Annotated in this window: 17 protein-coding genes and 2 pseudogenes; 13 read left to right on the forward strand and 6 right to left on the reverse strand. The window is 70.2% G+C overall.

Translation table 11 applies throughout. The annotated features are described in order from the left end of the window. Positions 1 to 89 precede the first annotated feature (89 nt). The 8 genes and pseudogenes from ACWD6R_RS07425 to ACWD6R_RS07460 form a co-directional block, all read left to right on the forward strand. A pseudogene (locus tag ACWD6R_RS07425) lies at positions 90 to 380 on the forward strand (tyrosine-type recombinase/integrase); the annotation flags it as partial. A 79-nt stretch (positions 381 to 459) separates the two neighbouring features. After that, positions 460 to 1,359 (forward strand): HipA family kinase, encoded by a 900-nt coding sequence (locus ACWD6R_RS07430; RefSeq protein ID WP_451817826.1) that lies wholly within the window; start codon positions 460 to 462, stop codon positions 1,357 to 1,359. Continuing rightward, on the forward strand, positions 1,356 to 1,739 hold the full coding sequence (locus tag ACWD6R_RS07435; protein WP_327247546.1) for a DUF3037 domain-containing protein: 384 nt from the start codon (positions 1,356 to 1,358) through the stop codon (positions 1,737 to 1,739). The genes ACWD6R_RS07430 and ACWD6R_RS07435 overlap by 4 nt, the downstream gene beginning before the upstream one ends. Before the next feature lie 202 nt (positions 1,740 to 1,941). After that, positions 1,942 to 2,703 carry a 3-oxoacyl-ACP reductase FabG gene (gene fabG, locus ACWD6R_RS07440; protein ID WP_451817827.1) on the forward strand — a complete coding sequence of 254 codons (762 nt, stop codon included), beginning with the start codon at positions 1,942 to 1,944 and terminating at the stop codon, positions 2,701 to 2,703. A gap of 20 nt (positions 2,704 to 2,723) precedes the next feature. Beyond that, positions 2,724 to 3,479 (forward strand): SDR family oxidoreductase, encoded by a 756-nt coding sequence (locus ACWD6R_RS07445; RefSeq protein WP_451817828.1) that lies wholly within the window; start codon positions 2,724 to 2,726, stop codon positions 3,477 to 3,479. Positions 3,480 to 3,597: 118 nt separating this feature from the next. After that, positions 3,598 to 5,178 carry an ABC transporter substrate-binding protein gene (locus tag ACWD6R_RS07450; protein ID WP_451817829.1) on the forward strand — a complete coding sequence of 527 codons (1,581 nt, stop codon included), beginning with the start codon at positions 3,598 to 3,600 and terminating at the stop codon, positions 5,176 to 5,178. Between the two features lie 77 nt (positions 5,179 to 5,255). Then, a complete protein-coding gene (locus ACWD6R_RS07455; RefSeq protein ID WP_451817830.1) occupies positions 5,256 to 5,939 on the forward strand; it encodes a uracil-DNA glycosylase in 684 nt (227 codons plus the stop codon). Between the two features lie 213 nt (positions 5,940 to 6,152). Next, the gene (locus ACWD6R_RS07460; RefSeq protein WP_451817831.1) at positions 6,153 to 6,638 is read left to right on the forward strand and encodes a hypothetical protein; all 486 of its coding nucleotides are present in this window, start codon (positions 6,153 to 6,155) and stop codon (positions 6,636 to 6,638) included. Between the two features lie 100 nt (positions 6,639 to 6,738). On the opposite strand, the gene ACWD6R_RS07465 is transcribed toward ACWD6R_RS07460, so the two are convergent. Further along, a complete protein-coding gene (locus ACWD6R_RS07465) occupies positions 6,739 to 7,179 on the reverse strand; it encodes a hypothetical protein (protein WP_451817832.1) in 441 nt (146 codons plus the stop codon). A gap of 129 nt (positions 7,180 to 7,308) precedes the next feature. Next, positions 7,309 to 7,820 (reverse strand): annotated as a pseudogene (locus ACWD6R_RS07470) (DinB family protein). 439 nt (positions 7,821 to 8,259) lie between these two features. On the opposite strand from ACWD6R_RS07470, the gene ACWD6R_RS07475 reads away from it, so the two are divergent. From ACWD6R_RS07475 to ACWD6R_RS07485, 3 genes are all read left to right on the forward strand, one after another. Next, entirely contained in the window at positions 8,260 to 8,430 is a 171-nt protein-coding gene (locus tag ACWD6R_RS07475; RefSeq protein ID WP_451817833.1) for a hypothetical protein, read from the forward strand. A 16-nt stretch (positions 8,431 to 8,446) separates the two neighbouring features. After that, positions 8,447 to 9,346: a Gfo/Idh/MocA family protein gene (locus ACWD6R_RS07480; protein WP_451817834.1), complete on the forward strand. Its 900-nt coding sequence runs from the start codon at positions 8,447 to 8,449 to the stop codon at positions 9,344 to 9,346. A gap of 91 nt (positions 9,347 to 9,437) precedes the next feature. Beyond that, positions 9,438 to 9,785: a hypothetical protein gene (locus ACWD6R_RS07485; protein WP_451817835.1), complete on the forward strand. Its 348-nt coding sequence runs from the start codon at positions 9,438 to 9,440 to the stop codon at positions 9,783 to 9,785. Here ACWD6R_RS07485 and lnt read toward each other — a convergent pair. The 4 genes from lnt to ACWD6R_RS07505 all read right to left on the reverse strand — a co-directional run bounded on the left by lnt (position 9,780) and on the right by ACWD6R_RS07505 (position 13,876). Continuing rightward, positions 9,780 to 11,405, reverse strand: a complete 1,626-nt coding sequence (gene lnt, locus ACWD6R_RS07490; RefSeq protein WP_451817836.1) for an apolipoprotein N-acyltransferase — start codon at positions 11,403 to 11,405, stop codon at positions 9,780 to 9,782. The two genes, ACWD6R_RS07485 and lnt, sit on opposite strands and share 6 nt — an antisense overlap. A gap of 107 nt (positions 11,406 to 11,512) precedes the next feature. Then, positions 11,513 to 12,013 (reverse strand): nuclear transport factor 2 family protein, encoded by a 501-nt coding sequence (locus ACWD6R_RS07495; RefSeq protein WP_451817837.1) that lies wholly within the window; start codon positions 12,011 to 12,013, stop codon positions 11,513 to 11,515. A 102-nt stretch (positions 12,014 to 12,115) separates the two neighbouring features. After that, a complete protein-coding gene (locus ACWD6R_RS07500) occupies positions 12,116 to 12,979 on the reverse strand; it encodes a universal stress protein (RefSeq protein WP_451817838.1) in 864 nt (287 codons plus the stop codon). A gap of 324 nt (positions 12,980 to 13,303) precedes the next feature. After that, complete coding sequence (locus tag ACWD6R_RS07505) at positions 13,304 to 13,876, reverse strand: hypothetical protein (protein ID WP_451817839.1); 573 nt, start codon at positions 13,874 to 13,876, stop codon at positions 13,304 to 13,306. An 89-nt stretch (positions 13,877 to 13,965) separates the two neighbouring features. Here ACWD6R_RS07505 and ACWD6R_RS07510 point away from each other — a divergent pair, with 89 nt between their 5' ends. Continuing rightward, the gene (locus tag ACWD6R_RS07510) at positions 13,966 to 14,790 is read left to right on the forward strand and encodes a hypothetical protein (protein ID WP_451817840.1); all 825 of its coding nucleotides are present in this window, start codon (positions 13,966 to 13,968) and stop codon (positions 14,788 to 14,790) included. 102 nt (positions 14,791 to 14,892) lie between these two features. Further along, positions 14,893 to 15,693 carry an SDR family oxidoreductase gene (locus ACWD6R_RS07515; protein WP_451817841.1) on the forward strand — a complete coding sequence of 267 codons (801 nt, stop codon included), beginning with the start codon at positions 14,893 to 14,895 and terminating at the stop codon, positions 15,691 to 15,693. The last annotated feature ends 34 nt before the right edge of the window (positions 15,694 to 15,727 follow it).

Here is a 15,727-nt window from a genome sequence, read left to right on the forward strand (position 1 = left end):
TGTGGTCCTAGAGAAACCCCATCATCGCAGGTCACAAGGCACTTCTTCGTTCCCCGAGAAACTGTCCACAGACATCAAGCCGGTGGATCCAGGCTGAGGTCATCCCCCAGCGGCCCGAGGGGGCCAAGCCCTGGCAGTGGGCTGCAGCTCCAAAGGACGGTTTCCACGTGCTGCGGCACACCTACGCCTCGGTCATGTTGGAGGCAGGTGAGTCTGTCGTCACCCTGGCCCAGCGGTTGGGGCACTCATCACCGTCGATTACGCTTGGTTACTACGCGCACTTCATGCCGGAAGTCGGGAATCGGGGCCGGGCTGTGATCGACGGCTTCCTCGGGGAGCGGGCCGCCGGCCAAAACTCCCCAGATTCTCCCCAGGGCTGATTGGGGTGATTCCCCAGGCTGTATGGCCCTGACCCCGGTCCGTGGATCTCCAGGGAGTCGGGCCGTATAGCCTGGGGAAATGCTGACAGAAGTCACCGCGACCCGCTACGTCACCCCCCTGCGGGAGGGCGGATCACTGCCCGGGATCGTCGAGGCCGACGATCTCGGTACGTACGTCATGAAGTTCACCGGCGCAGGGCAGGGCCGGAAGACCCTCGTCGCGGAGGTCATCTGCGGGGAACTCGGCCGGCGGCTGGGACTGCGGGTCCCGGAGCTCGTCACCATCCAGCTCGACCCGGTCATCGGGCTCGCGGAGCCGGACCAAGAGGTGCAGGAACTGCTCAAGGCGAGCGGCGGGCTGAATCTCGGAATGGACTATCTGCCCGGTTCGATCGGGTTCGATCCGCTCGCCTACCAGGTGGACCCGGCAGAGGCCGGGAAGATCGTGTGGTTCGATGCGTTGATCAACAATGTCGACCGGTCGTGGCGGAACCCCAATATGCTGGTCTGGCACGGGGACGCCTGGCTCATCGATCACGGTGCCACGATGATCTGGCACCACAACTGGCCGGGTGCGCGGGCCTCCGCGGCCAAGCCGTACAACGCCTCCGACCATGTGCTCGCGCCCTTCGGCCCGGACATCGCCGCCGCGGCCGCCGAGCTCGCCCCGCTCGTCACCGAGCAGCTGCTGACCGAGGTGACCGCCGAGGTGCCCGACGAGTGGCTGGTCGACGAGCCCGGTTTCGACACGACGGACGCGCTGCGCCGCGCCTACGTGGAGCCGCTGCTGGCGCGCGCCGCCACCATCCACGAGCGGATCTCGATGGAGGCGCCCACGAAGACGACGCCGTCCCGGGCGCCGGGGTGGCTGACCGAGCATCTCACTCCGTGGCCGCACCCCACGAAGAAGGACCGTGCCGAGAAGGCGGCGGCCGACCGGGCCGACGAGGCGCAGAGCAGCAAGGACGACAGTCAGTGAGCAAGCGTGATGTCTTCGAGTACGCGCTGCTGCGCGTCGTGCCCCGGGTCGAGCGCGGTGAGTGCTTCAACGCGGGCGTGCTGGTGTACTGCCGCGCCAAGTCCTTCGTGGCGGCCCGCACCCATCTCGACGAGAGCAAGCTGAGGGCGCTCGACCCGAACGCCGACGTGGTCGGGGTCCGGGCGGCGCTGCGGGCCGTCGAGGGCGTCTGCGGCGGCGGCGACGCGGCCGGCCAGGCCGCCGGTGACGACGCCGGGCGGCGCTTTCGCTGGCTGATCGCCCCGCGCTCCACGGTGGTCCAGCCGAGCGCCGTGCACAGCGGCCTCACCGCCGATCCGGAGGCCGAGGTCGAGCGGCTGCTCGACCTGCTGGTGCGCTGATCCGGCCACCGTCGGTGACGCGCGCGGACCCTGCGGTCGCGGCGCCGTCCGGTGTGACATGCACTGCTGCGCCCGTGGGCCGTTGACACCGAGTGCCAGGGCTTCTAGCGTCTCGTCTGCTGAAGGTACTAAGCGGTTGCTCAGTTATCGGGAACTTCCTGACGTCCGCTGAGCCGCGATCCAAGGGCGAGGAGAACCAAGCATGTCCACCACCGAGCAGCGTGTCGCCATCGTGACGGGAGCGGCGCGAGGCATTGGCGCCGCCACTGCGGTACGCCTGGCGGCCGAGGGCCGCGCCGTCGCCGTACTCGACCTCGACGAGGCGGCCTGCAAGGACACCGTCGAGAAGATCACCGCCGCCGGGGGCGCCGCCCTCGCCGTCGGCTGCGATGTGTCGGACAGCGCCCAGGTGGAGGCCGCCGTGACGCGGGTCGCCGCCGAGCTCGGTGCGCCGACGATCCTCGTCAACAACGCGGGCGTGCTTCGCGACAACCTGCTCTTCAAGATGAGCGAGTCCGACTGGGACACCGTGATGAACGTGCACCTCAAGGGCGCGTTCCTGATGGCCAAGGCCGTCCAGAAGCACATGGTGGACGCCAAGTTCGGCCGTATCGTCTCGCTGTCCTCGTCCTCGGCGCTCGGCAACCGCGGTCAGGCGAACTACTCCGCCGTCAAGGCCGGTCTGCAGGGCTTCACCAAGACCCTCGCCAAGGAGCTCGGCAAGTTCGGCATCACCGCCAACGCCGTCGCCCCCGGCTTCATCGTCACCGAGATGACCGCGCAGACCGCGGCCCGGGTCGGCATGGGCTTCGAGGAGTTCCAGGCCGCGGCCGCCACCCAGATCCCCGTGCAGCGCGTCGGCCGCCCGGAGGACATCGCCAACGCCATCGCCTTCTTCACCGGCGACGACGCGGGCTTCGTCTCCGGCCAGGTCATGTACGTAGCCGGCGGACCGCTCAACTGACCCGAAGGGCAGCGGACATCATGACTGTGCAGGACAGCGGAAAGGTCGCGCTCATCACGGGCGCGAGCCGGGGGATCGGTTACGGAATCGCGGAGGCGCTCGTCGCCCGCGGCGACCGGGTGTGCATCACCGGGCGCGGCGAGGACGCCCTCAAGGAGGCCGTCGAGAAGCTGGGCTCCGACCGGGTCATCGCCGTCGCGGGCAAGGCGCACGACGAGGCGCATCAGGCGGCGGCGGTCGAGCGCACCATGGAGGCGTTCGGCCGCGTGGACTTCCTGGTCAACAACGCCGGTACGAACCCGGTGTTCGGCCCGATCGCCGAGCTCGACCTCAATGTCGCGCGCAAGGTCTACGAGACCAATGTGATCTCGGCGCTCGGCTTCGCCCAGCAGACCTGGAAGGCCTGGCAGAAGGAGAACGGCGGGGCGATCGTCAACATCGCCTCGATCGCCGGTATCTCCGCCTCGCCCTTCGTCGGCGCGTACGGCATGAGCAAGGCGGCCATGGTCAATCTGACCCTGCAGCTGGCGCACGAGTTCGCCCCGGTCGTCCGGGTCAACGCGATCGCTCCGGCCGTGGTCAAGACCAAGTTCGCCGAGGCGCTGTACGAGGGGCGCGAGACGGAGGCGGCAGCCGCCTATCCGCTCGGCCGGCTCGGTGTCCCCGAGGACATCGGCGGAGCCGCCGCGTTCCTCACGTCGAGCCAGTCCGACTGGATCACCGGACAGACGCTGGTGGTCGACGGAGGCATCTTCCTGAATGCGGGCGTGAGCTGAGCACAGCCTGCGCCGGTTTGGCCCTGATTGACTCAAGTGCCTCGTCGGACCTGCGAATTGACCCGACGGGGCGCTGCGGTATGGTCTGCCGATCCATGGCTGATCGAGGAGCGTGCACGTGTTCTACCGGGCCAGGCTGCAGGCCGCTGCAGCCCTTGCTTCCCTTTCTCTGCTGGCCGGCTGCGGTCTGCTTTCCGACAATGGCTCGGAGGCGGAACAGAAGATAGCCGTCGGTACCACGAGTGAGCCCTCCACCCTCGATCCGGCGGCGGCATGGGACAACTCGTGGGAGCTGATGCGTAATGTCTTCCAGACCCTGGTGAGCTTCCCCACCGGCAGTACGAGCCCGGAGCCCGACGCCGCGGACTCCTGTGTGTTCACGGACCGGACCAGCACGGCCTACCGCTGCACGCTCAAGAAGGGCCTGAAGTTCTCCAACGGGGACAAGCTCGACGCCGAGGCTGTGAAGTACTCCATCGACCGGATCACGACCATCAAGGTCAAGGGCGGTCCCCTTGGCCTGCTCGGCTCGCTCGATCGGGTCGAGACCAAGGGCGACGACACCGTCATCTTCCACCTGAACAGGCCGGACGCCACGTTCCCGTTCGTTCTGGCCACCCCTGCGATGTCCCTCGTGGCGCCCAGCGACTACCCGAAGGACAAGATCCGCGAGGACGGCAAGGTCACCGGGTCGGGCCCCTACCTCCTGAACGGCTACGTGCCGGGGGACAGGGCCGAGCTGGTGAAGAACCAGGGCTACAAGGGCTTCGCCAACCGCAAGAACAACGCCGTGACCATCCGGTACTTCAAGGGGTCCGCCCCCATGGTCGACGCGCTGAAGAAGAACGAGATCGACGCCACCTACCGCGGCCTCACGGCGGAGGAGGTGGTGAACCTCGAGGACAACAAGGACGAGAACAGCAAGCTGCAGCTGATCGAGACCGTCGGCGCCGACATCCGCTTCCTGGTCTTCAACCCCGAGGACCCGGCTGCCGGGAACCCGGCTGTCCGCCGGGCTGTCGCACAGCTCGTCGACCGGGACGCGCTCGTCGCCAAGGTCTACCAGGGCACCGCCGAGCCGCTGTACTCCATGATCCCCAAGGGTATCGCCGGCCACACCACCAGCTTCTTCGACAGCTTCGGCAACCCGAGCAAGGAGAAGGCCAAGCAGATCCTGGCCAAGGCGGGCATCACCGAGCCCGTCGCGATGACGTTCTGGTACGCCACCGACCGGTACGGCTCGTCGACGGAACACGAGTTCGGTGAACTGAAGCGTCAGCTGGAGGCGTCGGGTCTGTTCAAGATCACGCTGAAGGGCCTGCCGTGGAAGAAGCTCCAGCAGGGCTTCACCAAGGGCCAGTACCCGGTCTTCGGCCGCGGCTGGAACCCGGACTTCCCGGACCCGGACAACTTCATCGCCCCCTTCGTGGGCAAGGAAAGTGTCACCGGGATGCCGTACGACAAGACCGAGATCACCCGGTACCTGCTGCCGCAGACCCGCCAGGAGAGCGACCGGGGCGCGGTCAGCAAGGAGTTCGAGCAGGCTCAGAACATCCTGGTCGACGACGTCCGGCTGCTGCCCCTGTGGCAGGGCAAGCTCTATGTCGAGGCGGGCGAGGACATCGGTGGCGGCGAGCGCGCCCTGGACCCGCAGACGGTCATGCAGATGTGGGAGCTGTACCGCAAGACCAGCTGGTAGGGCTCGCCCGGCCGGTTGTCAGTGGCCCCCGGTAGGTTCTGTGTTCAAGAACCGATTGCGTACCGGAGGTTGTTGAAGTGACCGACACCGACCTGCTGCCCGAGTCCTGGCGCGGCGTCCTCGGCGAAGAGCTGCAGAAGCCGTACTTCAAGGAGCTCACCGAGTTCGTCGAGGAGGAGCGGGCCAGGGGACCGGTCTACCCGCCCCGTGAGCAGGTCTTCGCGGCCCTGGAAGCCACTCCGTACGACAAGGTGAAGGTCCTGGTTCTCGGCCAGGACCCGTACCACGGCGAGGGGCAGGGGCACGGGCTGTGCTTCTCCGTGCGGCCCGGCGTCAGGACACCGCCCTCCTTGCGGAACATCTACAAGGAGATGAAGGAGGAGCTCGGCCTGCCGGTCCCGGACAACGGGTATCTGATGCCGTGGGCCGAGCAGGGCGTCCTGCTGCTCAACGCCGTGCTGACGGTCCGCGCAGGCGAGGCCAACTCGCACAAGGGCAAGGGCTGGGAGAAGTTCACGGACGCGGTGATCCACGCGGTGGCCACGCGGCCCGATCCGGCGGTCTTCGTGCTCTGGGGCAACTACGCCCAGAAGAAGCTCCCGCTGATCGACGAGGAGCGCCATGCGGTGGTGAAGGGCGCACATCCGTCACCGCTGTCCGCGAAGAAGTTCTTCGGCTCCCGTCCGTTCACGCAGATCAACGAGGCGGTCGCGGCGCAGGGACACCAGGCCATCGACTGGCGCATCCCCGATCTGGGCTGAGCCGCCCGACGGGCCCGGGGCTCCCGGGGGTCTCCGTCGGGTCATGGCCGGCCGCGCCCGACCCGAAAGAAAGGTCCTAGCCCGAGCCTGAGCGGGATTGCCGGTGCCAGCCGCTAGCGTCGCCGTGACCGGAATCGAACGGGCTCCAGTGGGCCCGATCGACGTCGACCGGGGTGAACCGGGAACGGCTGGACACATGCGAGGGAGACCGCGGTGACGGAGCAGCAGGAGGCGTCGACGGATGCCGTCATGACCAGGATCGGCCAGGCGATCATGCTGCTCCACGGCGGCGACCGGGAAGAGGCCCGTAACCGCTTCGGGGCGCTCTGGGCGGAGATCGGTGAGGACGGCGACGCCCTGCACCGCTGCACCCTCGCGCACTACATGGCCGACACCCAGGACGATCCCGGCGACGAACTGGCATGGGATCTAAGGGCGTTGACCGCCGCCGAGGGGCTCTCCGGCGGGCGCGTCGCGGAACACGGGCACTTGCTCGCGGTACGGGCCTTCTACCCCTCGCTCCACCTCAACCTTGCGGCGGACTATGTGAAGCTCCAGCGCCCCGACGCGGCCCGGATCCATCTGGACCGGGCCCGGAAGGCGTCCGAGGTTCTCGCGGACGACGGGGTGGACGACGGGTACGGGGGCGGGGTGCGCGCGGCGATCGGGCGGCTGGAGCGGCGGCTTCGGGAGCTGTGAGCCGAGGTCTGCCGCGGATCGTTGCGGCCCGTCCGTTTCCGGCGGGCCGCAACGATCCGATTCGGCCGGATCCCGGCGGGATCCGCGACCGACGGGGCATTCAGTGGCCGTAGGTGTCCTCGCAGATCCGGGCCTCGGGGCTGCCCGCGGACCAGCCTCCGTAGCCCCGGCCGAGCGCGCAGACACTTGTCCCGGTGACGGGGGCGGCCGGCGGATTCGGCACCCGCGCGGTTGGGGCATGACGAGGCCGGGGCACGCCGACGTGCTCCCGCCGCTGCGGGGCGCGTGGCGCGGTGCGTTGGGTGTCCGACGGCGCCTTCGCCGGTCGGCCGGACGCCTTCGGCGACGGCTTCGGGTCGGGGATCGCCTCCAGGGTGTCCCGGACCGGCGGCCGCACGATCTGGGGCGCCAGGTCCTGGACGGGCCTGCTGGTCTCGGGCCGGGGCGCAATGCCCGGCCGGGGCTCCACGGACACACAGCCGGTGACGGCGGTGACTGCCACGCCGACCAGGAGCTTCACGGTGATACTGGTTCGCTGCACCCGGGCAACTCTGCTGTGCGGGCAGGGCGCAGGGCGAGCGGGCCGGTGATGATTGGCCCTCACGAGTGACCCCGGTCAGCGCAACGCCCCGGCTGCTGCCGTCTGCCGACCGGGCGCGTGGAGTTCGGGTCAGTCGCCGGTCGCGCCGTCGATCCGCTCCCGGACCAGATCGGCGTGGCCGTTGTGCCGCGCGTACTCCTCGATCATGTGGGTGTAGATCCATCGCAGGTTGAACTGCTCACCCTTGCGGCTGCGGCCGACCGACAGGTCGTCGAGCCCGTGCTTCGCGGCGATCTCCCGGGCTGCGTCGATCTCCGCCCGCCAGGTGGTCCCGGCCTCCTCCCAGGTGTCCGCCTCGGTGGGATGGAAGTCGCCGTCCTCGTCCTCATCGGTGCAGTACAGCGACTTCGCTTCTTCGCCGGCCATGACGATGCGGAACCAGTGGCGCTCCACCTCGACATGTGCCGCATGAGCCCGAGCAGGCTGAGCTGCGACGGCGGTACGGACGGCTCCCGCAGCTGGGCGTCGGTGAGCCCCGCACATTTCAGCGCGAGCGTGTCGCGGTGATAGGAGAGCCAGCCCTCGAGCATCGGGCGTTCGGCGGCTGTGATGGCGGGTTCGGAGCGTTCGTCTGCGGTCATGCCGGGCATTCTTTCTCAGTGATCAAGACCTGGCCAGATGTTAGACCGACCGGCAATGGGGGGGTGGGTGAAGGAGCGGGGCTGGGGTGCGTGCATCGCAAGGCGGAGGATTGAGCCATGGCGGAGCCATGGTGATGGACGACAACGCCGCAAGGTGCGTGCCCCAGCCCCGTGACGCCGCCCCCCCATTGCCGGTCGGTCTTATTCGCAGGGGGGTGTCAGCATGCCGCGCAGCAGTTCGGCGAAGCCGGTGCGCAGCTCTTCCCCGATCACCAGGACCGTCGTACGCCGGCTTCACCACCTGGCGCGTCGTCGTCCCCGCGCCCGAGCAGCCCTTCGCCCCGCACGAGACCCGGGGCCGCGGCGCCCTCTGGGGCACCCAGCCGCTCAAGGACGGCCGGGCGCCATCGTCCGCAAGGCCGCCCAGGTGGCCGGTCTGATGCGCCTGACCAGCGCCTCCGCCGTCGCGGTGCGCGACACGCTGATGTCCGCCGTGTCCCGGCTCGGGCCGGCCCCGGTGCTGCGTACCTTCGACGGCATCGCGGACTGGCAGCCGCCGCAGCACACGTATGCTGCCCGGGCGAAGGACATGCATATGACACGGCGTTAGTCAGAGGGAGACCCCAGTGAAGGTCGGCTGCATCGGGCTCGGCGACATTGCGCAGAAGGCGTATCTGCCAGTCCTCACCGCCCTGCCCGGGGTCGAACTGCATCTGCAGACCCGCACTCCCGCCACCCTCGCCACCGTCGCCGCGTCCCACCGGATCCCGCCGGAGCAGTGCCACTCCGAGCTCGACTCGCTGATCGCCCAGGACCTGGACGCCGCCTTCGTCCACGCCCCGACCTCCGTACACCCGGAGATCACCGACCGGCTGCTCCGGGCCGGTGTGCCCACGTACGTGGACAAGCCGCTCGCCTACGAAGTCGCCGATTCCGAGCGGCTGGTCAACCTTGCCGAGGAGCGCGGTGTCACCCTGGCCGTCGGCTTCAACCGGCGGTTCGCGCCCGCCTATGCGCAGTGCATCGAGCACCCGCGCGAGCTGATTCTCATGCAGAAGAACCGGGTGGGCCTGCCCGAGGAACCGCGCGCCATGGTGCTCGACGACTTCATCCATGTCGTCGACACCCTGCGCTTCCTGGTGCCGGGGCCGGTCGAGCACACCGTCGTACGGGCGCGGATCCGAGAAGGCCTGATGCATCATGTCGTGCTGCAGCTGTCCGGAGACGGATTCACCGCCATCGGCGCGATGAACCGGCTCAGCGGCTCGACGGAGGAGCGGCTCGAAGTCTCCGGGCAGGACTCCAAGCGTGAGGTCGTCAACCTTGCCGAGGTGATCGACCACAAGGGACAGCCGAGCCTGCGGCGCCGTGGTGACTGGGTGCCGGTGGCCCGTCAGCGCGGCATCGAGCAGTGCGTGCTGTCCTTCCTGGACGCCGTGCGTGCCGGGAAGCTGCTGAGCGCCCGGGACGCGCTGGAGACGCACGAACTGTGCGAGCGCATTCTGCGGGACCTGGACTGGGCGTAGCGGAAACCGCTGGTCAGGGCGGGTCCGGATGCGTCCCGCACGGGCCGGATGCAGGCTGGGGGGATGGACGCCCACCTGTGGAGGTGATCTGGTGAAGCCCCACGACGAGCCACAGGGGTGGGGTGCTCTCCAGCCGCCGCCCGGCTACTACTCGGCGGACGGGCGGCCACCCGACGCGATGCAGCGCGCCCTGATCCTGGACTGGGCAGTCAATCAGCGGATCGCGAGCGGCTGGCGGGTGGAGTCGCGCGCCGAGACGCAGGTCGTCATGGTCCGCGGGCAGCCGCTGAACCATGTGCTGCACGCTCTGCTCATGGTGTTCAGCTGCTTTCTGTGGGGCGCTGTGTGGGTGGCGCTGGCCCTGACGAACAAGGTCGAGCGGGTTGCCCTCACCATCGACGCACAGGGGCACATCGTCTCGGTCAACGCCCCGTCATAGCCGGCCCGCCGGAGCGGCCGCACCGATCGGCTCCGCCGAGCTCCGCCGCCGGAGGGACCGTGCACCCTCATAGGCGAAGAACACCGCCAGCACCCCGAGCGCACCCTGCGCCGGCCAGTCGCCCAGCCGGACATAGAGCGTGCTGCCGGTGGCCAGCGGTACGTCGAACACGGCGGCCGCGCTGGTGTCCGTACCGAGCGGGGTGCCGATGCGACGCCCCTGCGCGTCGTACACCGTACTGATCCCGGTGAGCGTGGCGTGCACCATCGGGCGGCCGGTCTCCGCCGCCCGGAGGGCGCCCAGCGAGGCATGCTGGGCCGGCGCCCAGCTGTGCTGGAACGTGGACGTCGACGACTGGGCGATCAGCACCTGGGCCCCGTCCCGGGCAAGCCGCCTGCTCATGTCGGGGAACGCCGACTCGAAGCAGATCAGCGGACCTATACGCAGCCTCTCCGCTCCGCCCGGGGACCCTGAGGAATGCACCGGGGACAGCGGCTCGGGAACGGACATCAGTACCGGCCGGGTCCCGCGCAGCCGGTCCTCGCCCGCCGCCTTGCCCAGCGACGTCACCCAGCCGAGCACCGAACGAGCCGGTATGTACTCGCCGAACGGCACCAGACGCATCTTGTCGTAGCGGTCCCCGGTCGGGCCGTCCGGCCCCACCAGCACCGCACTCTTGAAGATCCCCGTCCGGCCCGAGGCGTCGGTCTGCCGGGCATCCATATTGACCAGCACATCCGCGCCGACCTCGCGTGACAGCTTCGCGATCCGGGCTGCGAGATCCGGGCGGAGGGACAGGTCTTCGCCGACGCTGCTCTCGCCCCAGACGACCAGGTCGAGCTGCCGGCCCGCCAGCGTGCGGGGCAGCTGCTCGCTGCGTGCGAAACGCAGCTCCACGCTGTTCGACCCCTCGACCACGCCGGGTTGTACGACGGCGATCCGGGCTGCTCCCGCGGGCTCCGGCTGCGGCGCCCACCTCCATATCGCGCCCACTGCGAGCGCGCCCACCACGATGCCGACCGCCGCGGCCGTCCGGGCGGCAGACGTCACGAGCAGCAGGGTGACCGCGATGTTCACCGCCACCACCAGGAGGCTCACCAGCCACACCCCTCCGACCGATGCCACCCGGAGCGCCACGGGCACCTGCCACTGGCTTGCGCCGAGCAGCCCCCAGGGACCGCCGAGCGCATCCCAGGAGCGGGCCAGTTCGATCATCAGCCAGCCGGACGGGACCACGATCAGGGCCGCCGCGACCCGCGCGACGGACGGCGATCCGCCCAACAGCCGGGAGACCAGCAGCCCCCACGGCGCCCAGAGCAGACCGAGGAGCGCCGCCAGTATCACGAGGAACACATGCAGGCTCGGCAGCAGCCAGTTGTGCACCGCGATCAGGTAGCCCGTACCGCCGAGCCAGCCGTCGAGAGCGGCCCGCCGACCCGTACCTGCCGACCGGATCAGCAGCAGCCACGGCACCAGCGCGACGTACGCGAACCACCACAGAGCCGGGGCGGGAAAGGCGAGCGCGGGCAGTGCACCCGCGAGCAGCGCAGCACCACCGCGCCACCAGGGCGACCGGAGCAAGCGCTCCCCCTGCTCACGCCGAACGGCCGGAATTCGCATGCAGCACCTCCTCGCCCTGCCCGGTGAGCAGTGTCCCCCTCCTCCTTCCCCAGTGTGGGGGGAGGGGAACGGCCGCGGCCAGAGGGGAGTGGGGCCCGAGACGCGGATCAGCCGGGGGCGAGCTCCCCGGTGAGGCTGCGCCACTTCTCATGGACGGCGACGGTGCGGATCCGCCAGCCGATCTCCGTGCGCAACAGCCCGAACGCGTACCGGCCGCCGGAGACGAAGTTCGGCGCCGTGGTGGTGTCCGCGGCCCCGGTGGTGCCGTCGTCCGGCGCGCCCCGCAGCCGCATCGGGTTGAGGTAGTCGGCCTGCACCTCGGCCCGGTCGCCGGGATAGCCCCCCAGGTCCTGGAGGTCGAGCCGGCGGTTGACGATCAGATGCTGCCGTACGGGGAAGAGGCGCATGGTTTCCGCGAGCCACTGCGCGACCTCGGCGGCGGTCCCCTCGATGCCGCCCGCGCTGCGGTAGTCGGCGCGGCCGTCCGCGGTGAACAGCTCCCCGTAGTCCTGCCAAGCGCTGTCGTCCACCGCCACCGCATAGCCGGTGATCACTGCATCGATGGACAGCTGGTCCATCACGGTTGCGAGAGCCACGCGCTGCGTCATGCGGTCAGTGTGTGCCCGTCGACCGCCGAGGCCAAGGGCCGTGCACGCGCGGCGGCGGTCCGGTCCTGATCCGGATGCCCGGTGCCCGGCACGGTACGTGCCTCAGCAGGGGACCACGGCCACCGGCCCGAGGGCGTGCGTGAGCGTCGTCTGCGCGACCGGGGACAGCCCGAACCCGAGCTCCTCGCCGCCCTTGCGCCGCCCGATCACGGTGAGCGCGGCGGTCGCCGACGCCGTGACCAGGGTGCGTGACGCGGAGCCATGCACCGGCTCCTGCACGAGCTCGACCTGCGGGTACTTCTCGCGGCGGCCTGCGGTGAGCTCCGCGAGGGTCCGCTCGGCGGCGCCCGCCGCGGCGTCCCGGTCGAAGACGGGCCCGCCGGAGAGCATCGACGAGACCATCGTCCAGCCGTGCACGATCCGCAGCCGCGCGCCGGGCCGGGTGGCTGCCGCCTCGAATGCGAAGTCCAGTACCGCCTCGCTGCTCTCGTCGGCAGCCACTCCCGCAACGACGTCCGGGAACGTCTCCGCCGCGTCCACCGCTTCGTCGTCGCCCCGACCGCTGTGGATGACGACGACCGGGCACGCGGCCATCGAAGCCGTCGCAAGGCTGTTTGAGCCGATCAGCAGGGACCGGAATCCGCCCAGACCGCGGGAGCCCAGCACCAGCAGCGACGCGTTCCCGCCGAGCGAGGTCAGCGCGGACACGGGGAAGTCGAGCGGGCTGAGCGTGGCCGGGTGCAGGTCCGGAGCGATCAGCGACACCCGCCGTACGGACTCCGTGAGCAGCTCCTCGGCCTGTCGCTGTTGCGTCTCCTGGTCGGTACGCCGGGTGGGGATCCGGACATGCACGATCGTCAGCGGAAGTCCTCGCCGGACGGCTTCGCGCGCCGCCCAGTCGAGGGCCTCGTAGCTGTGCGACGAGCCGTCGACGGCGGCGATCACGGGAAGCTCGGTGGTGGTCATGGAGTCCTCCAGAGTCCGGCGGTGCATGTCCCAGGCTGGTATGCGAAGCAGCATCCGGCAGGGTCTTTCGACCCCTTTCTACCCTGTGCGTCCGAGGGCCGGCCCGGCGGGTGCAGGCCCGGCCGTTTCCCGGTGCCGGACGGAGGCCGGTCCCGGACCACCGTCTTGACCTGCTCCGTACGCTACGGCCGGTCGCCCTCCGGCGCTCCGGCACGAGCCTGCGCGGCGGTTCCGGTCGCCGGCCGGGCGTGCTCCACGGCGGCCGGGGCGGACTCGGGCACGACGCGCGGCCCGTTGCGCGTCCGGCCCGCGGGCTCGGCGCACTCACAGGGCCGCGGTGAGCCCCTCGATCTGCTCGGCGAGCCACGGGTCGGGGTGCGGGACGCTGCCGTACTCGTCGTCCTCCTCGACCGTCAGCCGCTGTACGGCTGCGCGCAGGGCCGGGCTCGGCACCCGCCGGTGGCTCTGTGCGGTGGAGTGACGGATGCCCAGCCGGCTCGTCGGCGGGACGGCGGGGGCGGAGTCCAGGTGGGCGTCCTGGTCGGCCCAGTGTGCGGCGTCCCGGCGTTCGCCGCGGCTGAGGTGGAGCAGATACAGGCAGTAGGCGGCGGTGGAGTTGCCCGCGCCGGCCGCGAACTGCCACCAGAACTGGGCGCCTTCGTAGCTTCCCGCCAGGTTGAGAAGGCAGGCGAAATGCAGGGCGCCGTCGGGATCGATACGGCGGGTGTTGGCCGGCCGGGCGAGATGCTCGGGGGTGTCGATCCCTGCCAGTGCCTGGGCGGACAGGGCGTGGAGATCCTTGCTCGCCTGATCGTGCACGGTCGGGAAGTTGTTCGCGGGGGCGGCCGGATGGGCGCGGGTGATGCCGGCGTTCCGCGACAGGGCGTCGTCGAACATGAGGGTGACGACCGGTACTCCGAGGGGCGTACTTCGGCTGCCTTCGGATGTACGACGACGCCGGGCGCTTCCCGAGGGATGCTCCGGGCATGGAGAACCAGCCCGCACGGGCCACCACGACAGAGCCAGTGCGCGGCAGTGCAGTCGGCTCCTTGCCGACCGCGCCCGTGTGGCGGAATGTGCGCCCGGTGGAGCGCCGCTGCTACGGAACCGGCGCGCTCCTCGTCGTCTCCGGGCTGCTGCATCTGATCGTCTTCGCCGTCGACGGCGGCTCCTGGGACGGCCCGGTGTCCTGGCGCAAGCCCGTCACCTTCGGGGTCTCGTTCGGACTGACGCTCATCGTGCTCTGCTGGGTGGCGTCCTACCTGCGCATACGTCCCCGCACGCGTACCGTGCTGCTCGCGCTGTTCGCCGTCGACTGCGTGCTGGAGGTCGGCGGCATCACGCTCCAGGCGTGGCGCGGCGTACCGTCCCACTTCAACACGGAGACCCCCTTCGACACGGCGGTCTCCATGGCGCTGGCCGTCGGCGGGGGAGTGCTGGTCGTCATCCTCACCACCCTCGCGGTCGCCTCGTTCCTCCGGCGCCCGGACGGACCGACGGGCATGGCGCTCGCCCTGCGGGCCGGTTTCGCGATCCTGGTCGTCGGGCTGCTGTCCGGAGCGGCGATGATCGCCCGTGGCGTCTATCTGACACGCACCGGCCATCAGCTGGCCGGCTACGACTCCACGGCATCGGTGAAGCCACTGCATGGAGTGAGCCTGCACGCGATCCTGGTGCTGCCCCTGCTGGCCGGAGTGCTGGCCAGAACCTCGTGGAGCGCCCGCACCCGTCGTACCGTCGTCCGCGCCGCCGTGGGGTGTTATGCGGCCGCCGTGGGCGGGGCGCTGGTGTGGGCGGTCGTCGCGTACTGACGAAGGCGGTGCAGGCAGCCGGGCGGTGAGGAGGCGGACTCGGAGCACCTGATGCAAGCTGCGGAAAAGGCAACGGGCCGGGGCGAACCGCGAAAGGCGATCATGAGCGCGAGGGATGCGAACGTCCGAAATGCCGGGGCCGCGGCCCCGGCCGACGCAGCGCTGTCCGGTTGCGCGGCGCTGGTGACCGGCGCCTCCAGCGGCATCGGGGCGGCCACCGCCCTGGCACTGGCCAGGCAGGGCGCGGCCCTCGCGCTGGTCGCCCGTCGAGCCGACCGGCTGGAGGAACTGGCCACCGCGATCCGGGACCGGGGCGGCTCGTGCGTCGCCCTCACCGCCGACCTCCGCGAGGCGACACAGGCCCGTCGCGCCGTCGAGGACGCCGCGGACCGGTTCGCACGGCTGGACGTGCTGGTGAACAACGCCGGATACGTGGCGATCGGCGCCGTGGAGGAAGGCGACCCCGAGGAATGGGATCGGATGGTCGACCTCAATCTGAAGGCCGTCCTGCACATGTCGCAGGCAGCGCTGCCGCACCTGCTGCGCGCGGCCGCTGACGGCCCGCGCCGGGTCGCCGACCTGGTGAACGTCAGCTCGCTCGCGGGCCGGGTGGCCCGTAAGAACAACAGCGTCTATTCAGCGACGAAACACGCGGTCGGAGCATTCAGCGAGGCCCTGCGCCAGGAGGTCACGGGGCGCGGTGTCCGGGTGGGCCTCGTCGAGCCGGGGATGACCACGACGGAGATGTCGACCGGCGCCGGGTTCGCGGCTGCGCGTGATCTGCCGCAGAGCGCATGGCTCGACGCCGAGGACATCGCCCGGGCCATCGCCTTCATGGTCACTCAGCCGCCGCACGCGGCTGTCAACGAGATCATGGTGCGCCCGACGGCCCAGGAACACTGAACCCTGGGATCCATCGACCTCGCTGAAGTCCAGG

This window comes from Streptomyces sp. NPDC005151 (assembly GCF_053599875.1).